This is a genomic window from Solirubrobacter ginsenosidimutans (genome assembly GCF_027587205.1).
Genome location: NZ_JAPDOD010000049.1, coordinates 20,445 through 47,346 on the forward strand (window position 1 = coordinate 20,445; position 26,902 = coordinate 47,346).

Consider the following 26,902-nt stretch of genomic DNA (forward strand, 5'->3'; position numbering starts at 1 on the left):
GGCCGTAGATTGTCAGGCTCAGTTCAGTGGGGCGTGGTGGACGAGCGCGTCCACCGTCGCCACGACGCTCGAGACGTCCGGGCAGACCGCGGCGTTCCAGGTCGCCGCGAGCTCGAACGACACGGCGGAGCCGCCGAGCACGACCTCGGTCTCCGGGCGGACGGCCCGGAGATAGTCGATCGCCGCGTCCAGGCGCTCGGCGCTGTCGGGCATCGTGGCGGTGAAGGCGACGACGTCCGCGTGGTTGCGCGCCGCCGCGAGCCCGATGTCGGCGAGCGGGACGTCGGCACCGAGCAGCCGCGTGTCGTACCCGGCTTCGAGGAGAAGGTCCGACGCCATGTTGAGGCCGATCACGTGGCGCTCGCCCTGGGGCGCGAGCAGCAGCACCCGACGCCCGCGACGCAGACGCTCGCCGCGACGCCGCTCGCGCTGGAGCGCGAGGACGCGCAGTGCTATCTCCGACGCGAGGTGCTCGTCGGCCACGCTGATCTCCCCGGTCGCCCACTTGTCGCCGATCATGATCAGCGCGGGGGTGATCAGCTCGATGTCGATCTCGGCCGCGGTCAGGCCGCTGTCCATCGCCTCGCTGACCGCACGCTCGGCCGCCTGAGCATCCCCGGCGAACAGCGCGTGGGTGAAAGTCCGGCGGAGCCGGAGCAGCGTAGGCCCGACCACATGAGCAGTTCTACACCGGTCAATACGCGGTGGATAGAGCGAGCGGGTGAACTGGGCCGGATCCCTTGCGGCGCAGCTGGCCGGCGACCATCGCGAGCGTCCAGCCGCTGAAGCGGACGTCGTCGACCAGCAGGCACGCCCCGGGAGGCGGGCCTTGCGTGACCGCGAACTCGCCGCGGACGTTGGCGACCTGTTGGACGGAGTTGGTCATCTCCCGCTGCGGCGGGTTGTCGCCGACCCGCTGCAGGACGGGGTGGAACGGCAACTCGAGCGCCTCGGCGAGCCGCCGCGCGAAGTCAGGCACGAGCGTCCCCGTGCGCTTGGAGGGAACCGCGGCGACCCAGCGCACCGGCGCGCGCCAGGAGCGCACGGCCTCGGCGGCGGCTTCGACCAGCTCGTCGCCGAAGCGCCCCTCCCGGCGCCCCGCTTGGATCAGCGGATCCCAGCCACCGTCGCCGAGGCGGGCGAGCGCGCGGCCCTCCTCGCTGCGGACGTCGTCGCCGAGCTTCTTCATCTTGCCCTCGGCGTCCGGAGCCATCTTCTTGACGTCGAGGATCAGGGGCCGTGAGCGCAGGTGCAGCGCGGCCTCGCGGACGAGGCGCGCGTCCAGCTCGCCGTTGAACTTCGGCGCCGTGCAGATGGCACACACGCCGCAGTCCTGCGGATCGGGGTCGTCGAGCTCCTCCAGGAGCACCCGCATCAGGCAGCGGCCGTCGGCGCCGAACGCGGCCATCGCCTCCTGCTCGTGGCGGCGCAGCTGGGTGACGTGGGCGTAGCGGTCGCCGTCGTAGGTCCAGTCGCTGCCCGGCACGCGCGTCCAGCGGGTGCCGTTGCGGGAGACCGCGCCCTCGACGTCGAGCACCTTGAGCATCGCCTCGATCCGGCTCTTGCCGAGGTTGACCGCGCCCATCAGCTCGTTCGTCGTCGCGCCGCCGTCGTCGTCGAGCGCCTCGAGCACGCGGTCCACGCGGTCCTTGGGCGGAAACGCCTGCTCGATGAAGAAGTCCTGGATCCGGCGGTCCTCGCGGCCGCGCAGCAGCACGACGTCGGCCCGCTCGATCGCCCGCCCCGCGCGGCCGACCTGCTGGTAGTAGGAGATGACGCTGCCCGGCGCCTGGTAGTGGACGACGAAGCCGAGATCGGGCTTGTCGTAGCCCATTCCGAGCGCGCTGGTCGCGACGACGGCCTTGAGATCGTTGTTGAGCAGCCGCTCCTCGACCCCGACGCGCCGCTCGGTCGCGACTTCGCCGCTGTAGGCCTCGGCGGGCACGCCGTGGCCGTTGAGCCATTCGGCGACGGTGTCGGCGTCGCGCTTGGTGAGCGTGTAGACGATGCCGCTGCCGGGGAGCTGCGGCAGGTGGGTGGCGAGCCAGGCGAGGCGATCCGCCTGGGCGGGGAGGTCGACGACCTCCAGCCGCAGCGACTTGCGGCCGAGTGGACCGCGGTAGGTCTTCAGCGCCCCCGCGTGCCCGCCCAGCTGCAACTGCTCGGCGACGTCGGCGACCACGCGGTCGTTGGCGGTCGCGGTGGTGCACAGCACCGCCACGCCTTGCGGGAGGCGCTCGAGCATCTCCTGCAGGCGCCGGTAGTCGGGCCGGAAGTCGTGGCCCCAGTCGGAGATGCAGTGCGCCTCGTCGACCACCAGCAGGCCGACCCGCTCGGCGAAGAGGGGAAGCATGCTGTTGCGGAACTGGGGGTTGTTCAGCCGCTCCGGGCTGATCAGGAGCAGGTCGACGGCGTCCGTCTCGAGCAGTTGACGCACCTCGTCCCACCCGTCGCGGTTGGTCGAGTTGATCGTGTGCGCGCGGATGCCGAGCTTTTCGGCGGCGGCGATCTGGTTGCGCATCAGCGCCAGTAGCGGCGAGACGATCAGCGCCGGGCCGGCGCCCTGCTCGCGCAGCAGCGAGGTGGCGAGGAAGTAGACCGCGGACTTGCCCCAGCCGGTCCGCTGCACGCACAGCACGCGAGCGCGGTCGTCCACGAGATCCGTGATCGCCTCGCGTTGATGCTCCCGGAACTGGGCATCAGGACCAGCGAGGCGCTTCAAGAGCTCTTCAGGACGACGCATACCCTGACCCTAGGACGTGGCCCGGATTTCTCGCCCCCGCCTGCACGCACTCGATGGTCTGCGCGGCCTCGCCGCCCTGGCCGTCGTCGTGCTGCACGTATGGATGTACACGGACGCCTTCTACCCGAAGCCGGGCCGCACCGACGTGCTCGACCGGGTGATCGGCGAGTTCCGGATCGCGGTCGTGCTCTTCTTCGTGCTGTCGGGCTTCCTGCTCGCCCAGCCGTGGGTCAACGGCCGCTCGCCGTCGCTGGGCCGCTACGCCGTGCGCCGCTTCGCCCGCATCGCACCCGCCTACTGGGCGGCGGTGCTCGGGACGTTCGCGCTGCTGCACGGCACGGGCCACGGGCGCGAGGTCGCGGCGAGCGAGTTGCCCAAGTTCATGGTCTTCCTGGCCAACGTGTTCCCGCAGACCCGCAACCAGCTCGACCCGCCGCTGTGGTCGCTGCACATCGAGGTCTCCTTCTACGTCGTCCTGCCGCTGATCGGCCTGGCCCTGCTGCGCGCCAAGCGCCCGCTCCTCGTGCCGGTGACGCTGCTGCTCGCCGGCCTCGCCTGGACCACGGCGGGCACCATCCACGCCTGGCCGCCCGAGACCCTCTGGACGCTCCCGTCCTACCTCGGCGCCTTCGCCGCGGGCATCGCCGCCGCCGTTGCATCCAAGTCGTATACCGGGGTCAGACCCCGGTATACGCGTCGTATGCAACATGTACACATCACCGGGATCGCCGTGCTCGGCACGGTTCTGGTGGTGGCCAACGGCTGGTGGCACAGCCGCGGCGGGACCGGGACGCCCGGTCATGCGATCGGCGACCTGCCCGCCGCGATCGGCTTCGGCGCGGTCGTCGCCGCGATCGCCGCGCGGCCCGGGCGGCTGCTCGCGAGCCCGCCGATGCGCGCCCTCGGCACGCTGTCCTTCGGCGTCTACCTGTGGCACATGCCGGTGCTCTACGGGCTCGAGCTGCACGATCGCTTCCCGGAGCGCTTCGTGCCCGCGATGGAACTGGTGCTGCCGCTGACGTTCGCGCTCGCGACGGCCTCGTGGTTCCTGATCGAGAAGCCCGCGATAGCACTGAGCGGGCGGGCGCTCGCAAAGCGCTCACCCGCCCGGGAACCGCTTGCGGCGGCCGAAGCCTAAGCGGTGTTGACGGTGATCTTGGCGACGCCGATCACGAAGCCGGCTTTCAGCGCGTCGGTGCTGAACGTCTGATTGAGCAGGTCGGCGGCCTCCTGCTTGAGCTTGACGGTCGTGCCCTCGAGGATCGCGGTGTTGTCGGCGCCGGTCTCGAGCGGCTTCAGCGTGCGGCCGTCGAGGAAGAACAGCGGCGCGGACTCGGCGGCGATCTTGCCGTCGACGGTCACCTTGCCGGTCAACACCGACTTGCCGGGGTCGACCTCGAAGTTCGTGAGCTCGACCTTCTTGCCGCCGCCCGTGAGGCTCAGGCCGCTGCCGTCGTGGTCGATCATGCCCTGCACGAACGGGGACTCGGTGCCGGGCTTGTAGTAGGTGACGTTGCCGCCCGTGATCGGGAAGGAGGCGACGCCGGCCTTGGAGATCTGCGCGGTGCCGACCGGCGCCGGGGTGAGCTTGAGGCTGCCGAGCGCCTTGACGAAACCGGCGTCGAGCGTGACGGCGGTGTCCTTGCCGCTGAGGGCGGGGATCTCGGCGACCGGCTTCACGGCGTCGGTCTTGGTAGTGGTCGTGCCTGTGCTGGTGGTGCTGGTGTCAGAACCACCGCAGGCGGTCGCGCCCAGGGCAAGGGCGGCTGTGGCGGCCAGAGCCGTCAGGGACTTCATATGCATCTCGTTCCTCGCTTTGAAAGGGGGGTGGAGAGGAGGTGTCTGGGGATCTATCCGCACGGGAGGGCCGAGCGGATGCCCCTTGGCGGATAAATTGGCATCGAAGCCATGGCTGCCACCAACGGATCGCTGCTCGGTCGGCGCGCTGAGCTCGCGATCGTCGACGCGGCCTTGGAGGACCTCGGAGCCCGCCGTGGCGCCGTTCTGGCCTTCAGCGGCGAGGGCGGGATCGGCAAGACGCGGCTGCTCGACGAGCTCGGTTCGCGGGCTGATGCGGCCGGTGCGCTGGTATTGGGTGGGCGGGCGTCGGAGCTCGAGCGCGAGCTGCCGTTCGGCGTCTGGGAGGACGCGCTGGCCGAGCACGCGGAGTTCCTCGGCGTCGACCGCCTGGAGCGGCTCGTGGGCGATCAGCTTCCCGAGTTGGCGGCGGTGCTGCCGACGGTCGGGCACGTTCCGGCCGGGCTGCAGGACGAGCGCTACCGCACGCACCGTGCGGTGCGTGCGCTGCTGGAGGCGTTGGCGCAGCAGCGGCCGATCGTGATCGTGCTCGACGACCTGCACTGGGCCGACGACGCCTCCTTGGAGCTCGTCGCCCATCTCCTGCGGCGCCCGCCGCGCGGGCGGGTCGCCCTCGCGCTCGCGTTCCGGCCCGCGCCCGTACGGCCTTTGCTGGCCACGGCGCTGGCGACCGCGGAGCGCGACGGCTCGGTGATCGAGCACTCGCTCGGCGCGCTGTCCTTCGCCGACGCCGAGACCCTGCTGGGGGCGGAGATCCCCGGGCCCGTGCGGGGCGAGATCTACGAGGCGGGCGGCGGGAACCCGTTCTTCCTGCAGCAGCTCGCGCGCCAGCACGCGGCGGGGCGCGCGGTCGCCGCCGAGCCCGCCGGCGCCGGTGTGCCACGGGCGGTCGCGCGGTCGCTGGAGCAGGAGGTCGCGGCGCTGAGCGCGGCCGGACGGCTGCTCGCCCAGGGCGCCGCGGTGGCGGGCGATCCCGTCGACCTCGACCTCGCGTCGGCCGCCGCCGATCTCTCCGAAGCGGAGACGCTCGACGCCTTGGACGAGCTGCTCGCGGGCGCGCTGCTGGCCGGCACCGATGTCCCGCGCCGCTACCGGTTCCGCCATCCGCTGGTGCGCCTCGCGATCTACGAGTCGGCCGCCGACGGCTGGCGGATCGCGGCGCACGCGCGGGCGGCGGCGTCGCTGACCGCCCGCGGCGGATCGCTGGCGGCGCGGGCGCATCACCTCGAGCGCTGCGCGCGGCCCGGCGATGACGAGGCCTTGGAGGTGCTGATCGAGGCGGGGCGCCATGCCGCCGCCCGCGCGCCGGCGACCGCGGCGGATCGCTTCGGCGCGGCGCTGCGGCTGATTCCTGAGACGCCGGAGACGATGCCGCGGCGGCTGGAGCTGCTCGTCGGCCTGGCGCAGGCGCTGGCGGCCACCGGTCGTCTGGAGGCGGCGCTCTCGGCGCTGGACGATGGACTCGCGCTGGTCGGCCCGGAGCTCGCGCCGGTGCGCGCGCGGCTGGTCGCCGGGTGCGCGATGTGCGAGAACCTGCTCGGCCGGCACGCGGCGGCGCACGCGCGGCTGTTGAGCGCGCTGGACGAGCTCGGCGAGGCCGCCTGGGCGGCGGCCGACCTCGAGGTCGAGCTCGCCGCGGACGCGCTCTACGACAGCGACTTCGCGGGCGTGCGCGCGTGGGCGCAACGGGCCTTGAAGACCGCGGGGTCGATCGATGCCGCGCCGTTCGCCGCGGTCGCGGTGGCGCTGGAGTGCTTCGGCGCGATCGGACTGGGCGAGATCGCGGACGCGCAGGCCCTGCGCGCCGACGCGGCCGCGCGATTGGACGCTTTGGACGACGGCGCGCTGGCCGGCCGGCTCGACACCGCGTACTACCTCGGGTTCGCCGAGTTCTTCTGCGAGCGCTACGACGACGCGATCCGCCACTTCCGCCGCGGCATCACCGTCTCGCGCGCCTCCGGCCAGGGCCAGTACGTGATCCCGATGACGATCGGGCTGGCGCACGCCTTGGAGGTGCGCGGGCGGCTGGCCGAGGCGGCGGAGGCCGCCGACGCCGCCGTCGAGGGCGCGCGCCTGTGGGGCAACCGCCAGATGCTCTGCTTCGCGCTGACCGCCGACGCGTGGGTGAGCGCGCTGCGCGGCGAGCTGGGCCGCGCCCGCTCGGCGGGTGCGGAGGCGATGGCGCTGCTGGACGGCCTGGACGAGAGCGTGTTGTCGGGCGCGACCCGCGTGCACGTGGCCGCGGCGCAATTGGAGGCGGGCGAGCCGGAGGGCTGCCTGACCGCGATGAGCGCCGGCGGCGCACCGGAGTTCGCGGGCGTCGAACCGGGCCGCCGCGCCTGGCTCTACGCGATCCTCGCCCGCGCGGAACTGGCGCTGGACCGCCCGTCGGCCGCGGCGGAGTGGGTGGCGCGGGGCGAAGCGGCCGCGCTCGGGCTGGGCCTGCCCTACGCGGAGGCGGCGGTGCTGTGCGCCCGCGCGCAACTCGACCTCGAGACCTCCGCGTCCGCGGCGGCCTCGTCGCCGCCCGCCAGCGCGGGCTCGCCCCCCGCTCTGCCCGCGGCGCTTCGCGCCGCCGAACTGGCCGACTCGGTCGGTGCGGTGATCCAGGCCGGGCGTGCGCGGACCCTTGCCGGGCGTGCGGCGGACGACGCCGTCGGCCTTCCCCTCCTCGAGCGCGCCGAGAGCGAACTCGGTGGGTGTGGCGCGGTGCGGCTACGTGACGAGGCGGCTCGCGAGCTGCGGCGGCGCGGCGTCAAGACCGGCGCTCGGCGGCGGCGGTCGGTGGCCGGCGGCGAGGGGCTCGACAGCCTCTCCGGGCGCGAGCGCGAGGTCGCCGATCTGGTCGCGGCGGGCCACACGAACAAGGAGATCGCGGGCGAGCTGTTCCTCTCCGAGAAGACCGTCGAGAGCCATATGAGCCGGCTGTTCGGGAAGCTCGGCGTGCGCTCCCGCGCCGGGGTCGCCGAAGCGGTCGGCCGCGAGCGCGGGGACGTCTGACCCCCGGAGTAGCTTGACGCCGCATGTGGACGCTGCGGGAGGGTGGCGAAGGCCACGTCATCGCACCGGATGAGCGGCTCGCGTTGCCCGCGATGCTCGGGCTCGGCGGCCAGCACGTGCTGGCGATGTTCGGATCGACGGCGATCGTGCCGGTGCTGATCGGCTTTCCGGTCAGCACGACACTGCTCTTCAGCGGCATCGGCACGCTGCTCTTCGTCGCCATCACGCGCAACCGAGTCCCGTCGTACACCGGCTCGAGCTTCGCCTTCATCGCGCCGGTGCTCGCGGCCAAGGCCGACGGCGGCATCCCCGCGGCGCTCGGCGGGATCCTCGTCGCCGGCATCGCGCTCGCCCTCGTCGGGTTGATCATCGACCGCGCGGGCTACCGCGTCGTCGAGTTCCTCCTGCCGCCGGTCGTCACCGGCGCGATCGTCGCGTTGATCGGCCTCAATCTCGCGCCCGTCGCCAAGCAGCAGTTCTCCCAGCAGGCAGGGATCGCGCTCTTCACGCTCGCCGCGATCCTGCTCGCGACCGTGGGCCTCCGAGGTCTCTCCCAGAAGCTCTCCGTCTTCCTCGGCGTCGCCGCCGGCTATGTCTTCGCCGCGATCCTCGGCAAGGTCGACTGGACGGCCGTCCACAAGGCCGACTGGGTCGGCTTCCCCGACTTCACCACGCCGACGTTCGACGGCCACGCGATCCTGCTGATCGTCCCGTCCGTGATCCTCGTGCTGATCGCCGAGAACGCCGCCCACGTGAAGGCGGTGGCGGCGATGACGGAGCGCGACCTCGACCCGCTGATCGGCCGCTCGATCATGGCCGACGGCGTCGCCACCACGCTCGCGGGCGCCCTCGGCGGCTCCGGCACGACCACCTACGCCGAGAACATCGGCGTGATGGGCCTCACCCGCGTCTACTCCACGCTCGCCTACATCATCGCCGGCGCCATCGCGATCGCCCTCGCGCTGCTGCCGAAGTTCGGCGCGGTGATCGCCGCCATCCCGGTCGGCGTCCTCGGCGGCGCGGTCACGGTCCTCTTCGGCCTGATCGCCGTCCTCGGCGCCCGCATCTGGATCGAAGCGCGGGTGGACTTCCGCGACCCGGTCAACCTCACCACCGCGGGCGTCGCGCTGGTCGTCGGCGCCGGCAACTTCACCCTCAACTGGGGCGACTACGCCTTCGCCGGCATCGCCCTCGGCACGCTCGCCGCGGTGCTCATCTACCAGATCCTCCGCGCGATAGCGCCTTCCCCTCCCACGGCCCCAGAACCAGCCCCGGCGCTCCAATAAGCGCCTCGGCGTCCTCCCACCCGGGCAGAGACACGATCACCTCGTCGCCCGAGAAGTTCCCGAGCACGAGGAGTTCGACGCCGTCCAGAGCGCGCACGAACGCGTAGACCCGCGGCTCGTCTTCCAAGAGCATCGTGAAGTCGCCATCGGCGATCACCGGCAACGAATGCCGGAGCGAGATCACCCGCCGGTAGTGATGGAAGACCGAGTCCGGGTTCGCGCGCTCGGCCTCGGCGTTGATCTCGACGTGGTTCGGGTTGACCGGCAGCCACGGCGTGCCCGTCGTGAACCCGGCCTGCGGGCCGGCCGTCCACTGCACCGGCGTGCGGGCGTTGTCGCGGCCCATCTTCCGCAACGCGAAGAGCACGTCATCCGGCGATGCCCCGCCGGCGACCGCTTCGCGGTAGTGATTCAAGGACTCGATGTCGCGGAAGTCGTCGATCGACGCCCACGGCGCGTTCGTCATCCCGAGCTCCTCGCCCTGGTAGACGTACGGCGTCCCGCGGTGCAGGTGCAGGACCGTGGCGAGCATCTTCGCCGCGGCGACCCGGTGCTCGCCGTCGTCGCCGAAGCGCGACACCGCGCGCGGCTGGTCGTGGTTGTTCCAGTAGAGCGAGTTCCAGCCGACGTCGGCGAGCCCGGCCTGCCAGCGCCCCAAGGACCGCTTGAGGTCGACGAGCTTCAGCGGGTGGATGTCCCACTTCGACGTCGGCCCCTGGTCGAGCTGCACGTGCTCGAACTGGAAGATCATGTCGACCTCGGCGCGCGCGGGATCGGTGAACAGCCGTCCCTCTTCGACCGTCGCGCCAGGCGTCTCCCCGACCGTCAGCAGGCCGGAGCGACCCGCGAAGACCTCACGGTGCATCTCCTGCACGAACTCGTGGAGCCGCGGCCCGTGCGCATTCAAGGCGAACGAGTTGCCGTCCGGCAGGCCAGGAGGCTTGGAGATCAGGTTGATGACGTCCATTCGGAAGCCGTCGATCCCCCGGTCCAGCCACCAGCGCATCATCTCGTAGACGGCCTCGCGAACCTCGGCGTTCTCCCAGTTGAGATCCGGTTGCTTGCGCGAGAACAGATGCAGGTAGTACTCGCCGGTCGCGTCGTCGAGCTCCCACGCGGGACCGGAGAAGAACGACCGCCAGTCGTTGGGCACCGACGGGCGCCACCAGTACCAGTCGCGCTTGGGGGAGTCGACCGAGGACCGCGACTCGACGAACCACGGATGCTCGTCGGACGTGTGGTTGACGACGAGGTCCATGATCAGCTTCATCCCACGCGCGTGGACGCCCGCGAGCAGTTCGTCGAACTGCGCGAGCGTCCCGAAGACCGGCTCGATGTCCTGGTAGTCGCTGATGTCGTACCCGGCGTCGTCCTGCGGCGAGGGATAGACGGGCGACAGCCACAGCACGTCGACGCCCAGCTCCGCCAGGTGGTCCAGGTGCGCGGCGATCCCGCCCAGATCACCGATCCCATCGCCGTCCGAATCGGCGAACGACCGGGGGTAGATCTGGTAGACGACCGCGCTCTTGAACCAGCTCATCGAGCCAGACTACGGCTCCCAGCGGAAGCGGCGCACCGCCACGAACAGGCCGACCGCGGTCCAGATCACCATCGCGGTCAGGTCGGAGGCGTTGAACGCGCTGCCCGACTGACCGGGGACGAAGCAGCTGCCGAACGCGTTGACGATGTGGTAGAGCGGGAAGAAGTGCGCGACGTGGATGAGCCAGTCGGGCGCGCCGTCGAGCGGGAACCAGATCCCGGAGATGAACGAGACCGGCAGGAAGGTCAGCTGCGCGACCGGCATCGCCTGGTCGGCGCTCTTGACCAGCGAGGCGACGGCGACGCCGAGTGAGGCGAGGCAGGCGGCGCCGAGCAGCAGCGTGACGATCGCGGCAGGCAGCGTGCGGGCGTAGATGTCGACGCCGAACGCCGGGATCGCGACGACGAACAGCAGCAGGATCGCGCCGATGCCGGTCGCGGCCGCGCCGACCACCCACGAGCCGAGGTACATGCCCATCGGCAGCGGCGTTCCGCGCACCCGCTTCAGGAGTCCCTGGTCACGAGCGGTCGCGATGCCGAGCACCAGCGACGTGTAACAGGCGGCGACGAGGCTGAAGATCGCGATCGCGGGCGTGTAGAACTGCGCGAAGCGGATGTGTTCGCCGTAGGCGTCGACCTTGGCGTTGCCGTTCAGCGCGCTGAACAGGACGATCAGGATCAGCGGGAAGGCGAAGGTGAAGACCAGCGCGCGCGGGTTGCGCGCGGTCATCTTGATGCGGCCGGTGACCCACTTCCCGGCCAGCGGGAGCTCAGCGGCGAGAGCGCTCATGCCGTCACCCGGCCCGTGGGCCCCTGGGCCACGCGCGTGGACGCTCGTCTGCGGGTTGCCAGGGTCCTCATGCGGCCACCTCTTCGGTTGCGGTGAGATCGAGATAGACGTCCTCGAGGGTGGGACGCGTGACGGACAGGTGCTCCAGCTCCATGCCACGGCCGGCGGCCCATTCCAACAGCGGCGCCAGGTCGCGGGTGGGCGTGGCGGTGCGGAAGGTGACGATGCCCCGCTCGACGCTCGCGCAGTCCGGCAGCGGGAGCGTCTCGTGGTAGGCGGGCTCGCGGAAGCTGACGATCGAGGTCGCGTCGTTGGAGGCGAGCTCGTCCGGCGTGCCCTCGGCGACGATCCGGCCCTTGGCGAGCACCACGACGCGGTCGGCGAGGCGCTGCGCCTCTTCCATGTAGTGCGTGGTGAGCAGGACCGACTTGCCGAGCGTCCGCAGCTGCGCGATCGTCTCCCACGACTGGCGGCGCGCGGCGGGATCGAAGCCCGTCGTCGGCTCGTCGAGGAAGATCAGGTCGGGGTCGCCGACGAGGCCGAGCGCGAGATCCAGGCGGCGGCGCTGACCGCCGGAGAGGTCGGCCGCGCGGTACTCGCCGCGATCGCCGAGCCCGACGATCTCCAGCAGCTCCTGCGCGGGCCGTGCATTCGGGTACGCGGCGCCGTAGAGCTCGATCGCCTCGCGCACCTTGATCGTCGGGTCCAGGCCCGCCTCCTGGAGCACGATGCCGATGCGCTCGCGGAAGCCGCGCTCGCGCTTGCCGGGGTCGTAGCCGAGCACGGAGACCTGGCCGGAGTCGGCCTTGCGGTGGCCTTCGAGGATCTCGACCATCGTCGTCTTGCCGGCGCCATTGGGACCGAGGAGCGCGAGCACCTCGCCACGGCCGACGGTGAGGTCCACGCCGTCGAGGGCGGTGAGCTCCCCGTAGCTCTTGCGGAGGCCGCGGATCCGAACGGCGTCGAGTGAATCCATCGTCATGCTCCACAGCATCGGGATCGAGCCTCTCCCCGTCATCGGCGCGCGGGTCGAACCTGCGTCTCCACCCGTGGGTGGAGACGGTTCCACCCCGGCGCCCATGAAGGCTCGGCGCCCGCGATCTACCTTTTGCATCGTGAACTTCAAGGACCTCGCACCGCCCTCGAACGAAGGCCCACCGCGCGCCCTGCGCGTCCTCGGGCTGATCGCGATGGCGACGGTCCTGTCCTCGACCCTGTTCACCGACCCCAAGCCGAGCCTGCACGGCGACGGGCTGCTCGTGATCGCCGGGTTCATCTGTCTCGCCTCGGGGCTGTTCATGGCCGCGCGGCGTGAGGAGCAGTTCGAGTACGCCCGCTTCATCGGCCTCTCGCTCGTGGGCATCGGCTCGATCATCTGCGCCGCCGTCCAGCCCGACAGCGCGGGCTACGCGGGCGTGTACTTCGTGGTGGCGATCGGCGGCATCCGGCTCGGCCGCGACGGCGCGATCATCGTCTGCGGCGGCACCGTGGGCGGCCTCGTGCTCGTGCAGCTGTTCGAGCACGAGAACCCCGCGGTGGTGGTCGGCACCCTCTTCTCGGTCCTGCCCTGGTTCCTCGTGATGCGCCTGATCCGGCGGCTCGGCGAGCGCACCCGGCGCTCGGAGGGATTGGTGGAGGAGCTGCGCGAGTCCCGCGCTGCGCACGCGGAGTCCGCGGCGCTGGCCGAACGCGGCCGCGTCGCGCGCGAGCTGCACGACGTCCTGGCGCACTCGCTCTCCGCCCTGGCGCTGCAGCTCGAAGGCTCACGTCTGCTCGCCCGCGACCGGGGCGCCGACCCCGAGGTCATCGAAGGCCTCGAGCGCGCCCACCACCTCGCCGTGAGCGGCCTGACCGAGGCGCGCCAGGCGATCTCCGCCCTGCGCGGTGACGACCTGCCCGCGCTCGAGGACCTCGCCGGCACCTTCCCGGGCGCGCAGCTCACGGTCACCGGCACCCCGCGCGAGGCGTCCTCCGAAGCGCGCCTCGCGCTCTACCGCACCGCCCAGGAAGCGCTGACCAACGTCCGCCGCCACAGCGCGTCCGACCGCGTCGAGCTGCGCCTGGACTACGAAGAGGACGGCACCACTTTGACCGTGCAGGACCACGGCGCCGCCGCGCCGGTCATCGGCGGCCGTGGCTACGGGCTGACGGGCATGCGCGAGCGCGCGGAGCTGCTCGGCGGGCGGCTGAACGCCGGCCCGACGGACGACGGCTTCCGCGTCGAGCTGTGGCTGCCCTCGTGATCCGCGTCTTGTTGGCCGACGACCAGCGCGTGGTGCGGGAAGGCCTCGGCATGCTCGTCGGGCTGCTCGAGGGCATCGAGCTGGTCGCCACCGCCGCCGACGGCGAGGAAGCGCTGGCGCTCGCCGCCGAGCACAATCCCGACGTCGTGCTGATGGACCTGCGGATGCCCCGGATGGACGGCATCGAGGCGATCCGCCGCCTCGCCGCCCGCGGCACCAGCGCGATCGCGCTCACCACCTACGCCGACGACGCGAGCGTCCTCGGCGCGCTGCGCGCCGGCGCCCGCGGCTACCTGACCAAGGACGCGGGAGCGGACGAGATCCGCGCCGCGGTCGAGGCCGTCGCCCGCGGCGAGGCCGCGCTCGATCCCGCGATCCAGCATCACGTGCTGGCGGCCGTCAGTGCGCCGGTCGAGCCGGGGCTCCCGGACGCGCCGGACGACCTCACCCCGCGCGAGGTCGAGGTTCTCCAGCTGATCGCCGCGGGCCTGACCAACACCGAGATCGCCGACCGGCTCGTGGTCTCAGCCGCGACCGTCAAGAGCCACGTCAACCACATCTTCGCCAAGATCGGCGCCCGCGACCGCGCCCAGGCGGTCGTCTACGCCTACGCGAACGGGATCGCTCAGACGTAGCCCACGTGGAGGCCGTCGAGGTCCCCGCCCGCCCGCTCATCGTCGTCGTAGGCGGCCCAATGTGGGCGGTGCTTGAGACGGAGCGCGTGGCCGTGGGAGACCGCGACGTCGCCGGGCTGCAGGTCCCACGAGATGATCTGCATCGTCTCGTGGAGCTCGCCGATGTCCGCGAAGTTGCGCCACACGTCGACCCATTCGAAGCTGCGCGACACGTAGTCCACGGGCGGGCCCACCTCGGCGACCGGCTGGCCGAACACCCGCTCGACCGCGTCGCGCACGTCCCCGCCGGGTTCGATGAACGAGCGCAGCAGCACGAAGCCGGAGAGCTCGAACAGGTTGCGCTGGTAGGCGCAGAGGGCGAACGGCGCGGCGCGCGCCACCCACAGCGGCCGCCCGCCCAGCTCCGGCCGCAGCGTCACGCGGTTGTGCGGGTTCAGCCGGATCGTGTTGCCGTGTGACACCGCGACGTCGCCGGGCGCCAGCGACCACGAGAGCACCTGCCCGCGCTCGTAGAACGCGGCGATCTGGCTCGGGTCGCTCGCGTAGCGCTCCGAGTCCGGCCACGCGTGGCTTCCCGCCACGAAGTCGACCGGACCCGAGACCTCCTGCACTTCCTTGCCGAACAGCCGCGTGAGGTCGTCGTCCTCCCCCGCGAAGTCGCGGAGGAGGACGGCGCCGTCAAGCCCGAGCTGTTCGGCAGGGTCCAACCGTTACGGCGTGGTGGTCGAGAGCGTGAACGTGAGCGTCTTGGAGTAGGCGCCCGTGCGCAGCGCGTCGTTCGCGCCGATCGTCTGCTTGTAGTTCACGGTGACCGGGTCGTGGGAGACCGGGCCGCCGTAGGTCAGCAGCGTCGACGGGATCGTGCCCAGCGCGCCGCCGGTGCCGCTCGGCGAGGACGCGTTGATCAGTAGCGGCGCCGGCAGCGAGAACGTGCCGTTGACCAGCTTGCCCGGGCTCTGCGTGCTCGGGTCGGCCACGCTCAGCGCGGCGTCGCCGGCCGAGGTGATGACATCGGCGGACATGCTCGCCGTGTAGTCCTTCGCCAGGCCCGGCGTGAACGCGCCGAACGTCGGCGGGGTGGCGCCGAGCGACAGCGAGAGCGTGGCGGGCACGGTGCCGGCGACCTGGGAGACCTCGCTCTTCTCCGGGTCCAGGTAGGTGAGCGCGAACTTCTTCGCCGTCGCGATGTTGCCGGAGGCGTCGATCGCCCGGTACTCGATCACGTGGTGCCCGTAGGCGAGCTTGCCGTAGTTGAGTGCGTCGATGTCGGTGCCGGTGCTGGAGAATTGGAACGGCGCGTTGGCGTCGGTCGGCCAGCCGTAGAAGTTCTGCCAGCCGTCGCCGTCGACGCGGAACTCGGGCACGACGTACCCCGGCTTGTCGTCGGTGGCGGTGAGCTTCAGGGAGAACGGGCCCTCGAAGATGTACTCGGGCATCGCGGCGCCGGCGGGCGAGACGGTCGCCGTCGGCGTCGAGGTCGTGTAGCTGGTCTCGGCGTCGGTGGCGTCGACGATCCAGGTGCGGGTGCTGTCGCCCGTCGTCGCCGTCAGCGTGTGCGTGCCGGTGAGGTTCAGCGGCGCGAGGTTGATGAAGCGGCTGTCGCCGGTGCTCGGCACCGCGGCGCCGTCGAGCTTCCAGGTGACCGTCGCGACGCTGCCGTCGGCCGGGTGGTTGGTGGCGGCGTAGACGACGTCGTTGCGGCCGACGGCGCGCTCGTTCTGCGTGCCGCCGACGATCGTGGCCGGCTCGGCCGCGCCCGGCGTGTTGGCGGCGTCCTTGACCGTCCAGGTCAGCGTCTGCGTCAGCGCGGTGCCGTTCTGGATCGTGGGGTCGCGGACGAACGTCGTCGGGTCGCTCACCTTGGCCGTGACCGTGTGGGTCGCGCCGGGCGTCAGCGCCAGCGTCCCGAGCTTGAGGTTGCGCAGATTGGCGCTGTTGGGGATGACCGTGCCATCGAGCGACCAGGTGACGTTGAGCTGGTGGTCGACCGGGTGCTGCGTGTCCAGCCACAGCGTGTCCGTGTTGCCGACCTGCCCCGTCGTGGGCGTGGAGGCGTCGACGAGCTTCACGCGCGAGGAGATCTGGCGCGTCATGACCTCGCGGCTGACCTGGTCGTAGTAGTAGCCGAGCGTCTTCATGATCGAGTGCTGGCTCGGGCGCCAGACGCACTTGTCGAAGTACATGCCGCCCTCGTAGCGACCGATCAGGCCGCCGGCCTCGCTCGGCTCGCCGATCCAGCGCCACCACTTCTTCTGCTGGGCGAGCATCTGGTCGATCGTCAGCAGCGTGTGGTGGATCGAGCTGGGCTCGCCGCCGGTGTAGCACCCGCCGAGCACGCCGCGCGTGTAGTAGTCGTACTCGTCCTGCAGACCGCCGAGCGAGTGGCCGATCTCGTGCGGGCTGATCAGCGCCGACATCGAGTTGCCGCCGGTCGCGGTGGCGTTCGCGCCGCCCGCGCCGCCGTAGGTGTTGGAGTTGCCGATCGCCAGCCGCTGGGACACGCCCGGGGCGAGCGCCGTGTAACGCGAGAGGGCGGAGTTGTTGACGGTCACGAGGCGCTGGACGCTCGACGCGCTGCAGCCGCCCCAGAAGGCCATGCTCAGCGGCGTGGTCCGGCGCGGCGACGTCAGGCTCGAATCACAGCTGATCCCCGACTCGCCGGAGATGATCTTGATCGCGTAGACGTTGATGTAGTTGCGGTAGCTCTTGTACGGCTCGATGCTCCACATCACGTTCAGGTGCTTGTCCACCTGCGCCATGAACTTGTCCTGCTCGGCCTCGGTGTAGCCGTCGCCGGCGATCACGAGGTTGAACCGGTTGGCCGCGGGACCCGTGACCTGGAGCGGCACCACCGTGGCGCTTCCTACGCCGGTCGCTGGAATCGTCTGCGCCTGTGCGGGCGCGGCGACCGCGATCGCTGACGCGACGGCGAGCAACGCCATCCTGGCAACCCTCATTCAAACCCCCCTCTGGAACACACTGAGGGCGGAAAATTAACCGGCCGCGAACGTCCGGTCTCCGTGCAGGTGTCTGAAGCTAGCCGACCAACTGCAGCTGCGGACGGCGGGTCTCGTAGCGCGACGCGACGCCGTTGAGGATCTCGAGCATCGCCTGCGTGGCGGGGGTCCGGTGGGCGTCGAGCGCGGTCGCTGCGTAGACCTCCCTCACCGGGGTCTCACGGCCCAGCGAGCGGACGACGATGTCGTCGCGGATGCTCGTGAGGCCGAGTTCGGCGATCAGCGACACGCCGACACCCGCCGCGACGAAGCCCTGCATCGCGGTGTAGTCGTCGGTCTGGAAGGCGATCCGGGGCTCGAAGCCGGCGACCGCGCACGCGCGGTTGATCAGCCGGTTGCACTCGCAGTCGGTGGTGCCGGCGATCCACGGGTCGTCCGCGAGGTCGGCGAGGCGCAGGTTGCGCTTGTGCGCGAGCGGGTGGTCGGTGGGCATGGTGATCAGCAGCGGGTCAGAGATCAGGTGCTGGCGAGCGATGCCGTCGACCTCGCCGCGGATCCGGGAATCGAACCCGAGCGCGAGGTCGATCTCGCCGCTCTTGAGCAGCGGCGCTGAGTCCTCCGGCTCGGACATGATCAGCGAGAGCTCGACACCGGGGTGCTCGGCGCGGAAGGCGGCGATCGCCAGCGGCATCAGGGTCGCGGCGGCGGACTCGAAGGCGGCCAGCCGCAATCTTCCACCTCTTAGACCGGCGATGGCCTCAAGCTCAGCTTCAGCCTCAGACAGGCGCGCCAGGACGGCGTCGGCGTGGCGGACGAGCGCCTCGCCGGCCTCGGTGAGGCGGATCCCGCGGGCGTTGCGCTGGACCAGCGAGCAGCCCGCCTCGCGCTCGAGCGCGGCGATCTGCTGGGAGATGGCGCTCTGGGTGAAGGAGAGCGCCTCCGCCGCGGCACTGAAGGACCCGCGGACGGCGACCTCTCTGAGTACTCGCATGCGGCGGACGTCAAGCATCAGATCCTCTTATACCACGCACAGCGAAAGGTCATTTGAACTGATGGCCGGGAATCTTCAGCATTCATCTCACGTTCTGCAGCTCAACCCCGTTAGGAGAACACCATGTCCGCCGCTCTCGCCCATCTCGCTCCAACCGTCGTGATCCGAGCCGCGCGTGGCTCCGACGGACCCGCCCTGCGACGCCTCGCCGAGCTCGACTCCCGGCCTGTCCCTGCCGGTGAGCTGCTCGTCGCCGAAACCGGCGATGAGGTGGTGGCGGCTCTGTCTGTCGACACGGGGGCGCGAGTCGCCGACCCGTTCCGCCGTACCGCGGACGTCGTCGACCTGCTGGCCTATCGCGCCCGGGGGCTTCGGAACTCGTGACGGCATTGGAGGCCTCCGCCCGCGCCCTCCCCGGGCGGGCGGAGGCCGCACCCCCTTGGAAGATCTGGACCGCGCTGTGGATCGTCTACATCGTCTGGGGCTCGACGTACCTCGCGATCGCCCTGATGGTGGAGACGATCCCGCCGCTCTTGGGCGCGGGTACGCGCTTCATCGCGGTGGGATTGATCCTGCTGCCGATCCTCGCGTGGCGCCGCGGGGCCTCGGTCTGGCGCCCGACCCGCGCCGAACTGCTGTCCGCCGGCTTCGTCGGGCTGATGCTGCCTGGCGCCAACGCGGTCATCTCGGTCGCTGAAAAGACGGTTCCCTCCGGACTGGCCGCCCTCCTGGTGGCCTCGATCCCGTTGTGGGTGATCCTGCTGCGCCGCGTGTCGGGCGAGCGGATCTCCTGGCGCTCGATCGGCGCGGTGCTCGTCGGCTTCGGCGGGCTCGTCCTGCTGCTGCACCCGTCCGGCGACGCGACGATCATCGGCCTGCTGGCGTGCGTCGGCGCGGCCCTGATGTGGGCGATCGGCTCCTTCGCCTCGCCCCGCATCTCGCTCCCCCGCGACCCGCTGGTCTCCACCGCCTGGCAGTCCCTGCTGGGCGGCATGGCCGTGTTCGCCTGCGGCCTGATCGGCGGCGAGGTCGGCGACGTCCACTTCGCCGCCTTCTCCGGCCGCTCGATCTTCGGCCTTTTGTACCTGATCACCTTCGGCTCGCTGCTCGCCTTCACGAGCTACGCCTGGCTGCTCCAGAACGCCCCGATCTCGAAGGTCTCCACCTACGCCTACGTGAACCCGGTCGTGGCCATCGCCCTCGGCTGGCTCTTCCTCGACGAGGGCGTCTCGGCGACCACCATCATCGGCGCGCTGATCATCGTGGGCTCCGTCGCCCTCGTGATCCGCTCGGAAGCGAAACCTAAAGCAACCTAAAGGGACTGTCCCTTTATCTGCGGCCGCGGCGGAGGAGCGATGCTCGTTCCCTGGACGCTGCGGACGGTCCCGTCCCAGTAGCGGTGGCCCCAGGTCTGTTCGTTGATGCGGCGCCCGCCAGGAATCACGGGCGGCGCGGGAGGCGTCGGCGGAGGCGTCATTACCAGTTCATCGGCCCGTCCCGCCGAACCTAAAGGGACTGTCCCTTTATCTTTTGCGCCGCTTATGAAGATCGGAATTCAGCTTCCCGAGGTCGAGCGCGAGGTGCGCTGGCCCGAATACCTCGCGATGGCCAAGGCTGCCGAGGAGGTCGGGTTCGAGTCGCTGTGGCTCGGCGACCACCTGCTCTATGACGGGCCGGAGCGCGCGCCGTGGGAGTCGTGGACGTCGCTGAGCGCGCTGGCCGCGGCGACGAGCGCGGTGCGGCTGGGGCCGCTCGTGGCGTGTGCCGGGTTCCACCCGCCGGCGGTGCTGGCCAAGATGGCGTCGACGATCGACGAGATCAGCGGCGGGCGGTTCGTGCTCGGGCTGGGGTCCGGGTGGAACCGGCGGGAGTTCGACGCCTTCGGCATCCCGTACGACAAGCGGGTGTCGCGGTTCGAGGAGGCGTTCGCGATCATCAGCGGGCTCCTGCGGGGCGAGCGGGTGACGCTCGACGGCACCTACCACCGCGCCGACGACGTCGTCCTGCTGCCGAAGCCCGCACGCCGGACGCCGATCATGATCGGCTCAAACGGCCGCCGCACGCTCGGCTTCACGCTGCCGCACGTCCAGGCGTGGAACACCTGGTGGGACGACTACCACAACACGCCCGAAGGGCTGGCGAAACTGATCGCCGAGATCGGCATCCCGGAGACGGTCTCGCGTAGCGCGTGCATGCTCGTGCAACTCGACGGAGAGCGCGTGGAGCGGCGCCCGGAGGGGATGGACGCCGTCGAACAGTCGCGTTTCGCCGAGCACATCAAGGAGCTGGGCGAGGCCGGCGCCGACGAGGTCATCGTCGTCGCCAGCCCGATCACCGAGCGCTCGATCCGAACGCTCGGCGAGGTGCTGCCGGCCGCCGATTAGGCGACGGGCTCGGCGACCTTCTCTTCTTCGGGCTTCGCAGCCGGCGCCGCCTTCTTGGCGCCGACCAGCTTCTGCGCCTGGCGCTCGGGCGTGATCGTGACGACGTCCCAGGCCAGGCCGACGCGCTTCATCGCGCCGATCACCATCTGCGACGGGTCGATCTCGTACCACTTGAGGCCGTGCGCGGCGGAGCGCGGGAAGGCGTGGTGGTTGTGGTGCCAGCTCTCACCGAAGGACGGGATGGCCAGCCAGAAGACGTTGGTCGAGTGATCGTCGACCTCGAAGCGGCGCTTACCGAAGAAGTGGCAGACCGAGTTCACGGACCACGTCACGTGGTGCTGGAGGAAGATGCGCACGAAGCCACCCCAGATCAGGCCGGTGAGTGCGCCGTGCCAGCTCATGGTGAGCAGGCCGCCGAGGACGGCGGGGATGGCCAGCGAGGCGCCGACGATGAGCGGGAACTTGCGATTGAGGACGCGCATGCCGCGGTCCTCGACGAGGTCCTTGGCGTACTTGTGCGCGCGGGCCTGGCCGTGGGTGCGCCACAGCCATGCGGTGTGCGCGTGCCAGAGGCCCTTCAGGGTGCCCATGGCGCCGCCGTCCTCGCCCACGTGCGGCGAGTGCGGATCGCCCTCGGTGTCGGTGTGGGCGTGGTGCTTGCGGTGGTCGGCGACCCAGTCGATGACCGGGCCCTGCACGGACAGCATTCCCATGTACGCGAAGAGGTAGCGCGTGGCTTTATGGGTCTGGAAGGCACGGTGGGTCAGCATCCGATGGAAGCCGACGGTCACGCCAAGGCCACTGACCAGATACATGAAGAGGAACACGACGACATCGGACCAGCCGAGCCAGCTCCCCCAGAAGATCGGGATCGCGGCAAGGGTGACGGCGAAGGGCAGGAAGACTGCGGCCATGTTCACACGGCGCTCGAGAGGCGTCATGGCTTGCAGCCTACCCACAAGGCGAGTCTCCTTCTTAAGGCCTGACCAACGATCTAGCCCTCATATTTGTAGCTATTCCTCAAAAGGACGCTCAAACAGCGTGGAGAGGACGATCTGCGTCTGGGTTCTTGTCACACCGGCGTTATCGCGGATGCGCTCGAGCGTCTCCTCGAGGTGAGCGGTGTCCCGTGCGCGCACGTGCACGACGGCGCTCGCCTCGCCCGCGACCGTGTAGGCGGCTTCGACCTCCGGGTGGCGCTCCACGGCGTCGCGGACCTCGCTCGCCGCCATCCGCCCCTCGCAGTACAAGGCGACCAGCGCGTGGGTGGTCCAGCCGAAGCGGCCGGGGTCCACTCGGGCGGTGTAGCCGCGGATCACGCCGTCGGCCTCGAGCCGGTCCACGCGCCGCTTGACCGCCGGAGCGGAGAGCGAGACGCGCAATCCGATGCTCTGAAAGGAGCGCCGCGCGTCTTGCCGGAGCAGCGCAACGATCTGCCGGTCAATGTCGTCCATATGGTGGGCATGATCCCACGTAGGCGCAACGGATCGGCATTGTCCGGTGCGCAGGATCGGCGGATCATGAAGTGCATGAGCACGCAGCCGATCGTCGCACCGTCCAAGACCGATGACTTCATGCCGCTCCACGGCATCGACCACGTCGAGTTTTATGTCGGCAACGCGCTGCAGGCCGCTTCTTACTGGGTCCGCGCGCTTGGCTTCAAGGAAGTCGCCTACGCCGGCCTGGAGACCGGCGTGCGCGACCGCGCCTCCCACGTCCTCGAGCAGGGCCGCATCCGCATCGTGCTGACCGGCGCGCTCACCCCCGGCCACGAGATCGGCGCCCACGTCGCCCAGCACGGCGACGGCGTGAAGGTGATCGCGCTCGGCGTCCCGGACGTCGACCACGCCTACCGCGAGGCCACCGAGCGCGGCGCGACCGGCGTCACCGAGCCGCACGACCTCACCGACGACGACGGCACCGTGCGCCTGGCCAGCATCAGGACCTACGGCGACACGCTGCACACGTTCATCGACCGCAGCGGATACAAGGGCGCCTTCCTGCCGTCCTACGCCCCGCGCGACATCGACGGCGGCAGCTCCGGCCTGCTCGCGATCGACCACATCGTCGGCAACGTCGAGCTCGGCCACATGGACGAGTGGGTCAAGTACTACGAGGACGTCTTCGGCATGCGGGAGATGCTGCACTTCTCCGACGACGACATCTCGACCGAGTACTCCGCGCTGATGTCGAAGGTCGTCACCAACGGCAACGGCCGCGTGAAGTTCCCGCTCAACGAGCCGGCCGAGGGCAAGCGCAAGTCCCAGATCGACGAGTACCTCGAGTACTACGGCGGCGCGGGCGCGCAGCACATCGCGGTCGCGACGCGCGACATCGTCAAGTGCGTGGAGGAGCTCAAGTCGCGCGGCATCGAGTTCCTCAACACGCCCGAGACCTACTACGACGACGCGCCGGACCGCGTGGGCGAGATCGCCGAGGACTTCGAGGACCTCAAGCGCCTCGGCATCCTGGTCGACCGCGACGACGAGGGCTACCTGCTCCAGATCTTCACCAAGCCGATCGGCGACCGCCCGACGGTGTTCCTCGAGGTGATCGAGCGCCACGGCGCGCGCGGCTTCGGCGACGGCAACTTCAAGGCGCTGTTCGAGGCCATCGAGCGCGAGCAGGCGCTTCGCGGCAACCTGTAGGGCAGGTATGGAACTCGGGCTCGCGCTGTTGGAGCGCTTGGAGGGCGACGTTGCCTTGTCGCCCTATGGGCTTGCGCGGGCTCTGGACGTGATCCGGCGCGGGGCGAGCGGCGCGACCCGCAAGGCGCTCGACAGCGTGCTCGGGGACGCGCCGCCGGTCGTCGACGGGATCCTCTCCGCGCAGGCCGCCTGGCTCGGCAAGAGCTATTCGGCGGGTCCCAAGCTCACGCTGGACACCGGCCCGCTCGACGTCGCGCGCATCAATGCGTGGTCGAACGAGAAGACGCACGGCATGATCCCGCGGATCCTCGAGCACGTCAGCGAGGACGAGATCCTCGCCGTGACCGACGCCGAGTACCTCGACGCGAAGTGGGCCGCGCCGTTCGAGCACACCCGCCCGGCGCCGTTCGAGGGCGCGGGCGAGGTGGCGATGATGTCGGTCTCCGGCTCCTTCGAGCACGGCGACGGCGCGATCCGGCTGCCCTATACGACCGGCGACCTGCGCTTCGTCGCGATGCTCGGCGAATGGCGGGCGGTCGAGTGGGAGCGCGGACACGGCGTCGTCGAGCTGCCGCGCTTCACGACGCTCAGCTCGCTCGACCTCGCGAGCCCGCTCACCGCCCTCGGGCTCGGGCCGGCGTTCGAGCTCGGCTACGACCTCGAGGACCTCGTGATCGGCCCGGGCGTCAAGGCGCTCAGCCGCATCCTGCAGCGTGCGCGCGTCGACGTCGACGAGGCGGGTACGCACGCCGCGGCTACGACCGTCGTCATGGCGCGCGCGGTGTCCGCGCCGATGAACCCCTTCCATCTGATCTTCGACCGGCCCTTCACCTGGGCCGTCGAGCACGCGCCGACCGGCACACTGCTGTTCGTGGGCCGCGTGCTTCATCCCATCGAGAGGAGCGACTGATGCGCTACCACAGCCTGGGCCGCATCCCGGCCAAGCGCCACGTCCAATACCGCGATCCCGATGCGTCCGCGGAGAACGGGAACGCTCCCCTGCTGGTCGAAGAGGTGATGGGCTTCGAGGGCTTCTCCGGCAACGAGTCGATCCTCTACCACCTGTTCTCGCCCTGCCGGGTCAAGGACGTGGGCGACTTCACGAAGATCGAGCTCGAGGAGTGGGTGCCGGACACCCACGTCCACCGCCTCACCCACACCCGCGGGCTGGAGCCTTCCGGGGACAGCGTCCTCGGACGGCGCGTCCTGCAGTACAACCACGACGTCGAGATCGGGATGTGCGTTCCCGAGCGCGAGGCGGACTACTTCTACCGCGACGGCGAGGGCGACGAGGTCATCTTCGTCCACGAAGGCTCCGGCGCCGTCGAAACCGTGTTCGGCACGCTCGAGTACCGCAAGCACGACTACATCGTCATCCCGCGCGGCACGACCTACCGCTTCCGCTTCGACGAGCCCCAGCGCTGGCTGACCTTCTACACGCCGGGCGAGATCGAGACGCCCAACCGCTACCGCAACCGGTACGGCCAACTGCTCGAGCACGCCCCGTTCTCCCAGCGTGACTTCCACCCGCCGGCGGAACTGCTGACCCACCGCGACCGCGGCGAGCACGTCGTGAAGGTCCGCGTGCGCGGCGGCTACCAGGACTACGTCGTGGACTACAACCCGCTGGACGTCGTCGGCTGGGACGGCTACGTCTACCCGTACACGTTCAACATCGCCGACTTCGAGCCCAAGGCCGGCCGCCTGCACCAGCCGCCGCCCGCCCACCAGACCTTCCAGGGCCCGAACTTCGTGATCTGCTCGTTCTGCCCGCGGATGCTCGACTGGGACCCACAGGCGGTGGTGCTGCCCTACCACCACTCCAACGTGCAGAGCGAAGAGGTCATGTACTACGTCGAGGGCGACTACGCCGCTCGCAAGGGCGTCGAGATCGGCTCGTTCACGCTGCACCCGAGCGGGTTGCCGCACGGCCCGCAGCCCGGCACGGTCGAGAAGACGCTCGGGATGACGCGCACGGACGAGCTCGCCGTGATGTGCGACACGTTCCGCCCGCTGAAGCTGACGACGCTCTCGCGCGACCTGGACGACCCGAGCTACGCGTACTCGTGGTACGAGGACCCTGTGCGTGCCTGACCCGTTCGTCTGGGTCGACGGCGAACGGACGATCCACTTCGGCCCGGCCGCCGACGCCGTCTCGCGGCTGGGAGGCCCGGGCTACACGCTCCTGACGACGCCCCGCGCGGCGGCCGCCGCGCCGTGGATCGTCGCGGCGGCGGGAGCGGTGCACGACGTGGGCGCGGGGCAGGTCCACGAACTCGCGGGCGCTTTGCTGGGCGTGGTGACCGGCGAGCGGATCGTCGCGCTGGGAGGCGGGCGTGTGGTCGACGTGGCGAAGGCGCTCGCCGCCGCGTCCAAGGTGCGCGCGATGGCCGTGCCGACCACGTTGTCGGGCGCCGAGATGACCTCCGGGCACCGCCACGCGGTGGGCGTCGATGAGGCGACGCCGCGGGTGCGGCCCGCGGTTGTGGTCTTCGATCCCGCGCTCGCCGCCTCGCAGCCGCTCCCCGAGCTCGCGGCGAGCTCGCTCAACGCGCTCGGCCACGCCGTCGAGGGACCGTGCACCGTGAAGGCGAACCCGGTCGCGACGCTCGCCGCCCATGAGGCGGCGCGCCTGCTCGCCGCGGGCTGGGCGCCGGACGAGCCGGACCGCGAGACGCTCGCCCTCGGCGCCCTGCTCGCCGGCTACGTGATCGACTCGACCGGCCTCGGCCTGCACCACGTGCTCGCCCAGACCCTCGTCCGGGTCGCGGGAGCGGGCCACGGCGCCGCCAACGCCGCCGTGCTGCCGCACACGATCGCCGCGCTCGCCCGCCGCAAGCCCGACGAGATCGCGGCGTTCGGGGATGTGGCTGGGCTCGCGCGGCGCCTCCAGGTCGTCGCCGGCGCGGTGAGCCTCGAAGCGATCGGCGTCGACGCCGCCGTTCTTCCCGCCTGCGCGGACGCGGCCGCCGCGCGGCCGCAGCTCGCGAACACGCCGCCCGCCGCCGGTCGCGACGAGATCCTCGCGATCTACGAGGCCGCGCTATAGGACGATGTTGTCCACGAAGCCGCCGTCGACCCGCATCGCCCCGCCCGTCGTCGCCGACGCGAGGTCCGAGGCCAGGTAGGCGCAGAGGTTCGCGATCTCGACCGGCTCGATCAGGCGCTGGATCAGCGACGTCGGCCGGTACTCCTTGACGAACGCGACCGCCGCCTCCTCCCAGGGCAGCTCGTCGCCCACCAGCTCCCGCACGAAGGACTCGACGCCCTCGGTGTGGGTCGGCCCGGCGATCACGGCGTTGACCGTCACGCCCGACCCCGCGACGACCTTCGCGAACCCGCGCGACACCCCCAAGAGCGCGGTCTTGGTCACGCCGTAGTGGACCATCTCCTCCGGGATCACGACCGCGGAGTCGGAGGCCATGAACTGCACGCGCCCCCACCCACGGTCCCGCATCCCCGCGATGTACCCACGGGTGAGGCGGATCGCCGACATGACGTTGACGTCCCAGTAGCGCTGCCACAACGCGTCGTCGACCTCCAGCAGCGGCACCGCACCGAAGATCCCGAGGTTGTTGACGAGCACGTCGACCTCGGGCAAGGCCGAGAACACCGCGTCCGCGCCCTCGGCGGTCGCCACGTCCGCCGCGACGCCCTCAAAGTGCGCGTCCGGTTGCGATGCCCGCAGCTCCGCGAGCACCGCGTCGACCCGAGCCGAATCGCGCCCGTTGATCGTCGTCGCCGCGCCGCACGCGGCCAATCGCGCCGCGATCGCGCGCCCGATCCCCTGGGTCGAACCGCTCACGAACGCGCGCTTTCCGGACAGGTCGATTCGCATCGCACCACTTTCTGTATTTGCCGGTTTAGT

Annotated in this window: 24 protein-coding genes; 12 read left to right on the forward strand and 12 right to left on the reverse strand. The window is 70.8% G+C overall.

The window, feature by feature from the left end; genetic code table 11:
• Positions 1-18: 18 nt before the first annotated feature.
• On the reverse strand, positions 19-675 hold the full coding sequence (locus OM076_RS35165) for a cobalamin B12-binding domain-containing protein (RefSeq protein ID WP_270044846.1): 657 nt from the start codon (positions 673-675) through the stop codon (positions 19-21).
• Between the two features lie 19 nt (positions 676-694).
• Positions 695-2,743, reverse strand: coding sequence for a RecQ family ATP-dependent DNA helicase (locus OM076_RS35170; protein ID WP_270044847.1), 2,049 nt, complete (start codon positions 2,741-2,743; stop codon positions 695-697).
• 16 nt (positions 2,744-2,759) lie between these two features.
• Here OM076_RS35170 and OM076_RS35175 point away from each other — a divergent pair, with 16 nt between their 5' ends.
• The gene (locus tag OM076_RS35175) at positions 2,760-3,881 is read left to right on the forward strand and encodes an acyltransferase family protein (protein ID WP_270044848.1); all 1,122 of its coding nucleotides are present in this window, start codon (positions 2,760-2,762) and stop codon (positions 3,879-3,881) included.
• Here OM076_RS35175 and OM076_RS35180 read toward each other — a convergent pair.
• Positions 3,878-4,546, reverse strand: a complete 669-nt coding sequence (locus tag OM076_RS35180; RefSeq protein ID WP_372518117.1) for a hypothetical protein — start codon at positions 4,544-4,546, stop codon at positions 3,878-3,880. The genes OM076_RS35175 and OM076_RS35180 overlap by 4 nt on opposite strands.
• Before the next feature lie 105 nt (positions 4,547-4,651).
• Between OM076_RS35180 and OM076_RS35185 the strand changes: the two genes are divergently transcribed.
• Together OM076_RS35185 and OM076_RS35190 are read left to right on the forward strand one after the other, a co-directional pair.
• Positions 4,652-7,561 (forward strand): helix-turn-helix transcriptional regulator, encoded by a 2,910-nt coding sequence (locus tag OM076_RS35185; RefSeq protein WP_270044850.1) that lies wholly within the window; start codon positions 4,652-4,654, stop codon positions 7,559-7,561.
• Between the two features lie 23 nt (positions 7,562-7,584).
• Positions 7,585-8,847: a uracil-xanthine permease family protein gene (locus tag OM076_RS35190; protein ID WP_270044851.1), complete on the forward strand. Its 1,263-nt coding sequence runs from the start codon at positions 7,585-7,587 to the stop codon at positions 8,845-8,847.
• On the opposite strand, the gene OM076_RS35195 is transcribed toward OM076_RS35190, so the two are convergent.
• The 3 genes from OM076_RS35195 to OM076_RS35205 form a co-directional block, all read right to left on the reverse strand.
• Entirely contained in the window at positions 8,774-10,387 is a 1,614-nt protein-coding gene (locus OM076_RS35195) for a glycoside hydrolase family 13 protein (protein ID WP_270044852.1), read from the reverse strand. The two genes, OM076_RS35190 and OM076_RS35195, sit on opposite strands and share 74 nt — an antisense overlap.
• Positions 10,388-10,396: 9 nt before the next feature.
• Positions 10,397-11,176, reverse strand: coding sequence for an ABC transporter permease (locus OM076_RS35200; protein ID WP_270044853.1), 780 nt, complete (start codon positions 11,174-11,176; stop codon positions 10,397-10,399).
• A gap of 67 nt (positions 11,177-11,243) precedes the next feature.
• A complete protein-coding gene (locus tag OM076_RS35205) occupies positions 11,244-12,158 on the reverse strand; it encodes an ABC transporter ATP-binding protein (protein ID WP_270044854.1) in 915 nt (304 codons plus the stop codon).
• 133 nt (positions 12,159-12,291) lie between these two features.
• On the opposite strand from OM076_RS35205, the gene OM076_RS46495 reads away from it, so the two are divergent.
• Together OM076_RS46495 and OM076_RS35215 are read left to right on the forward strand one after the other, a co-directional pair.
• Positions 12,292-13,419, forward strand: coding sequence for a sensor histidine kinase (locus tag OM076_RS46495; protein ID WP_270044855.1), 1,128 nt, complete (start codon positions 12,292-12,294; stop codon positions 13,417-13,419).
• Complete coding sequence (locus tag OM076_RS35215; RefSeq protein ID WP_270044856.1) at positions 13,416-14,054, forward strand: response regulator; 639 nt, start codon at positions 13,416-13,418, stop codon at positions 14,052-14,054. Before OM076_RS46495 ends, OM076_RS35215 begins: the two co-directional genes overlap by 4 nt.
• Here OM076_RS35215 and OM076_RS35220 read toward each other — a convergent pair.
• The 3 genes from OM076_RS35220 to OM076_RS35230 all read right to left on the reverse strand — a co-directional run bounded on the left by OM076_RS35220 (position 14,045) and on the right by OM076_RS35230 (position 18,020).
• The gene (locus OM076_RS35220) at positions 14,045-14,761 is read right to left on the reverse strand and encodes a hypothetical protein (RefSeq protein ID WP_270044857.1); all 717 of its coding nucleotides are present in this window, start codon (positions 14,759-14,761) and stop codon (positions 14,045-14,047) included. The genes OM076_RS35215 and OM076_RS35220 overlap by 10 nt on opposite strands.
• A gap of 3 nt (positions 14,762-14,764) precedes the next feature.
• On the reverse strand, positions 14,765-16,996 hold the full coding sequence (locus OM076_RS35225) for a M64 family metallopeptidase (RefSeq protein ID WP_270044858.1): 2,232 nt from the start codon (positions 16,994-16,996) through the stop codon (positions 14,765-14,767).
• Positions 16,997-17,090: 94 nt separating this feature from the next.
• Positions 17,091-18,020: a LysR family transcriptional regulator gene (locus tag OM076_RS35230; RefSeq protein ID WP_270044859.1), complete on the reverse strand. Its 930-nt coding sequence runs from the start codon at positions 18,018-18,020 to the stop codon at positions 17,091-17,093.
• 105 nt (positions 18,021-18,125) lie between these two features.
• Between OM076_RS35230 and OM076_RS35235 the strand changes: the two genes are divergently transcribed.
• From OM076_RS35235 to OM076_RS35245, 3 genes are all read left to right on the forward strand, one after another.
• Positions 18,126-18,386, forward strand: a complete 261-nt coding sequence (locus OM076_RS35235) for a hypothetical protein (RefSeq protein WP_270044860.1) — start codon at positions 18,126-18,128, stop codon at positions 18,384-18,386.
• The gene (locus OM076_RS35240) at positions 18,383-19,318 is read left to right on the forward strand and encodes an EamA family transporter (protein WP_270044861.1); all 936 of its coding nucleotides are present in this window, start codon (positions 18,383-18,385) and stop codon (positions 19,316-19,318) included. Before OM076_RS35235 ends, OM076_RS35240 begins: the two co-directional genes overlap by 4 nt.
• A 225-nt stretch (positions 19,319-19,543) precedes the next feature.
• Positions 19,544-20,386, forward strand: a complete 843-nt coding sequence (locus OM076_RS35245; protein WP_270044862.1) for an LLM class flavin-dependent oxidoreductase — start codon at positions 19,544-19,546, stop codon at positions 20,384-20,386.
• Here OM076_RS35245 and OM076_RS35250 read toward each other — a convergent pair.
• The gene (locus OM076_RS35250; RefSeq protein ID WP_270044863.1) at positions 20,383-21,327 is read right to left on the reverse strand and encodes an acyl-CoA desaturase; all 945 of its coding nucleotides are present in this window, start codon (positions 21,325-21,327) and stop codon (positions 20,383-20,385) included. The two genes, OM076_RS35245 and OM076_RS35250, sit on opposite strands and share 4 nt — an antisense overlap.
• Before the next feature lie 72 nt (positions 21,328-21,399).
• On the reverse strand, positions 21,400-21,840 hold the full coding sequence (locus OM076_RS35255; RefSeq protein ID WP_270044864.1) for an Lrp/AsnC family transcriptional regulator: 441 nt from the start codon (positions 21,838-21,840) through the stop codon (positions 21,400-21,402).
• A 66-nt stretch (positions 21,841-21,906) separates the two neighbouring features.
• Here OM076_RS35255 and hppD point away from each other — a divergent pair, with 66 nt between their 5' ends.
• Genes hppD through OM076_RS35275 form a run of 4 tightly spaced genes read left to right on the forward strand, consistent with a single transcriptional unit; the run spans position 21,907 to position 26,083 of the window.
• On the forward strand, positions 21,907-23,034 hold the full coding sequence (gene hppD, locus OM076_RS35260) for a 4-hydroxyphenylpyruvate dioxygenase (protein ID WP_372518118.1): 1,128 nt from the start codon (positions 21,907-21,909) through the stop codon (positions 23,032-23,034).
• A 7-nt stretch (positions 23,035-23,041) separates the two neighbouring features.
• A complete protein-coding gene (locus OM076_RS35265) occupies positions 23,042-23,944 on the forward strand; it encodes a serpin family protein (RefSeq protein WP_270044866.1) in 903 nt (300 codons plus the stop codon).
• Positions 23,944-25,128, forward strand: coding sequence for a homogentisate 1,2-dioxygenase (locus OM076_RS35270; protein ID WP_270044867.1), 1,185 nt, complete (start codon positions 23,944-23,946; stop codon positions 25,126-25,128). Before OM076_RS35265 ends, OM076_RS35270 begins: the two co-directional genes overlap by 1 nt.
• On the forward strand, positions 25,121-26,083 hold the full coding sequence (locus OM076_RS35275) for a dehydroquinate synthase/iron-containing alcohol dehydrogenase family protein (RefSeq protein WP_270044868.1): 963 nt from the start codon (positions 25,121-25,123) through the stop codon (positions 26,081-26,083). Before OM076_RS35270 ends, OM076_RS35275 begins: the two co-directional genes overlap by 8 nt.
• Here OM076_RS35275 and OM076_RS35280 read toward each other — a convergent pair.
• Positions 26,078-26,872, reverse strand: coding sequence for an SDR family NAD(P)-dependent oxidoreductase (locus tag OM076_RS35280; RefSeq protein ID WP_270044869.1), 795 nt, complete (start codon positions 26,870-26,872; stop codon positions 26,078-26,080). The two genes, OM076_RS35275 and OM076_RS35280, sit on opposite strands and share 6 nt — an antisense overlap.
• Positions 26,873-26,902 lie beyond the last annotated feature (30 nt).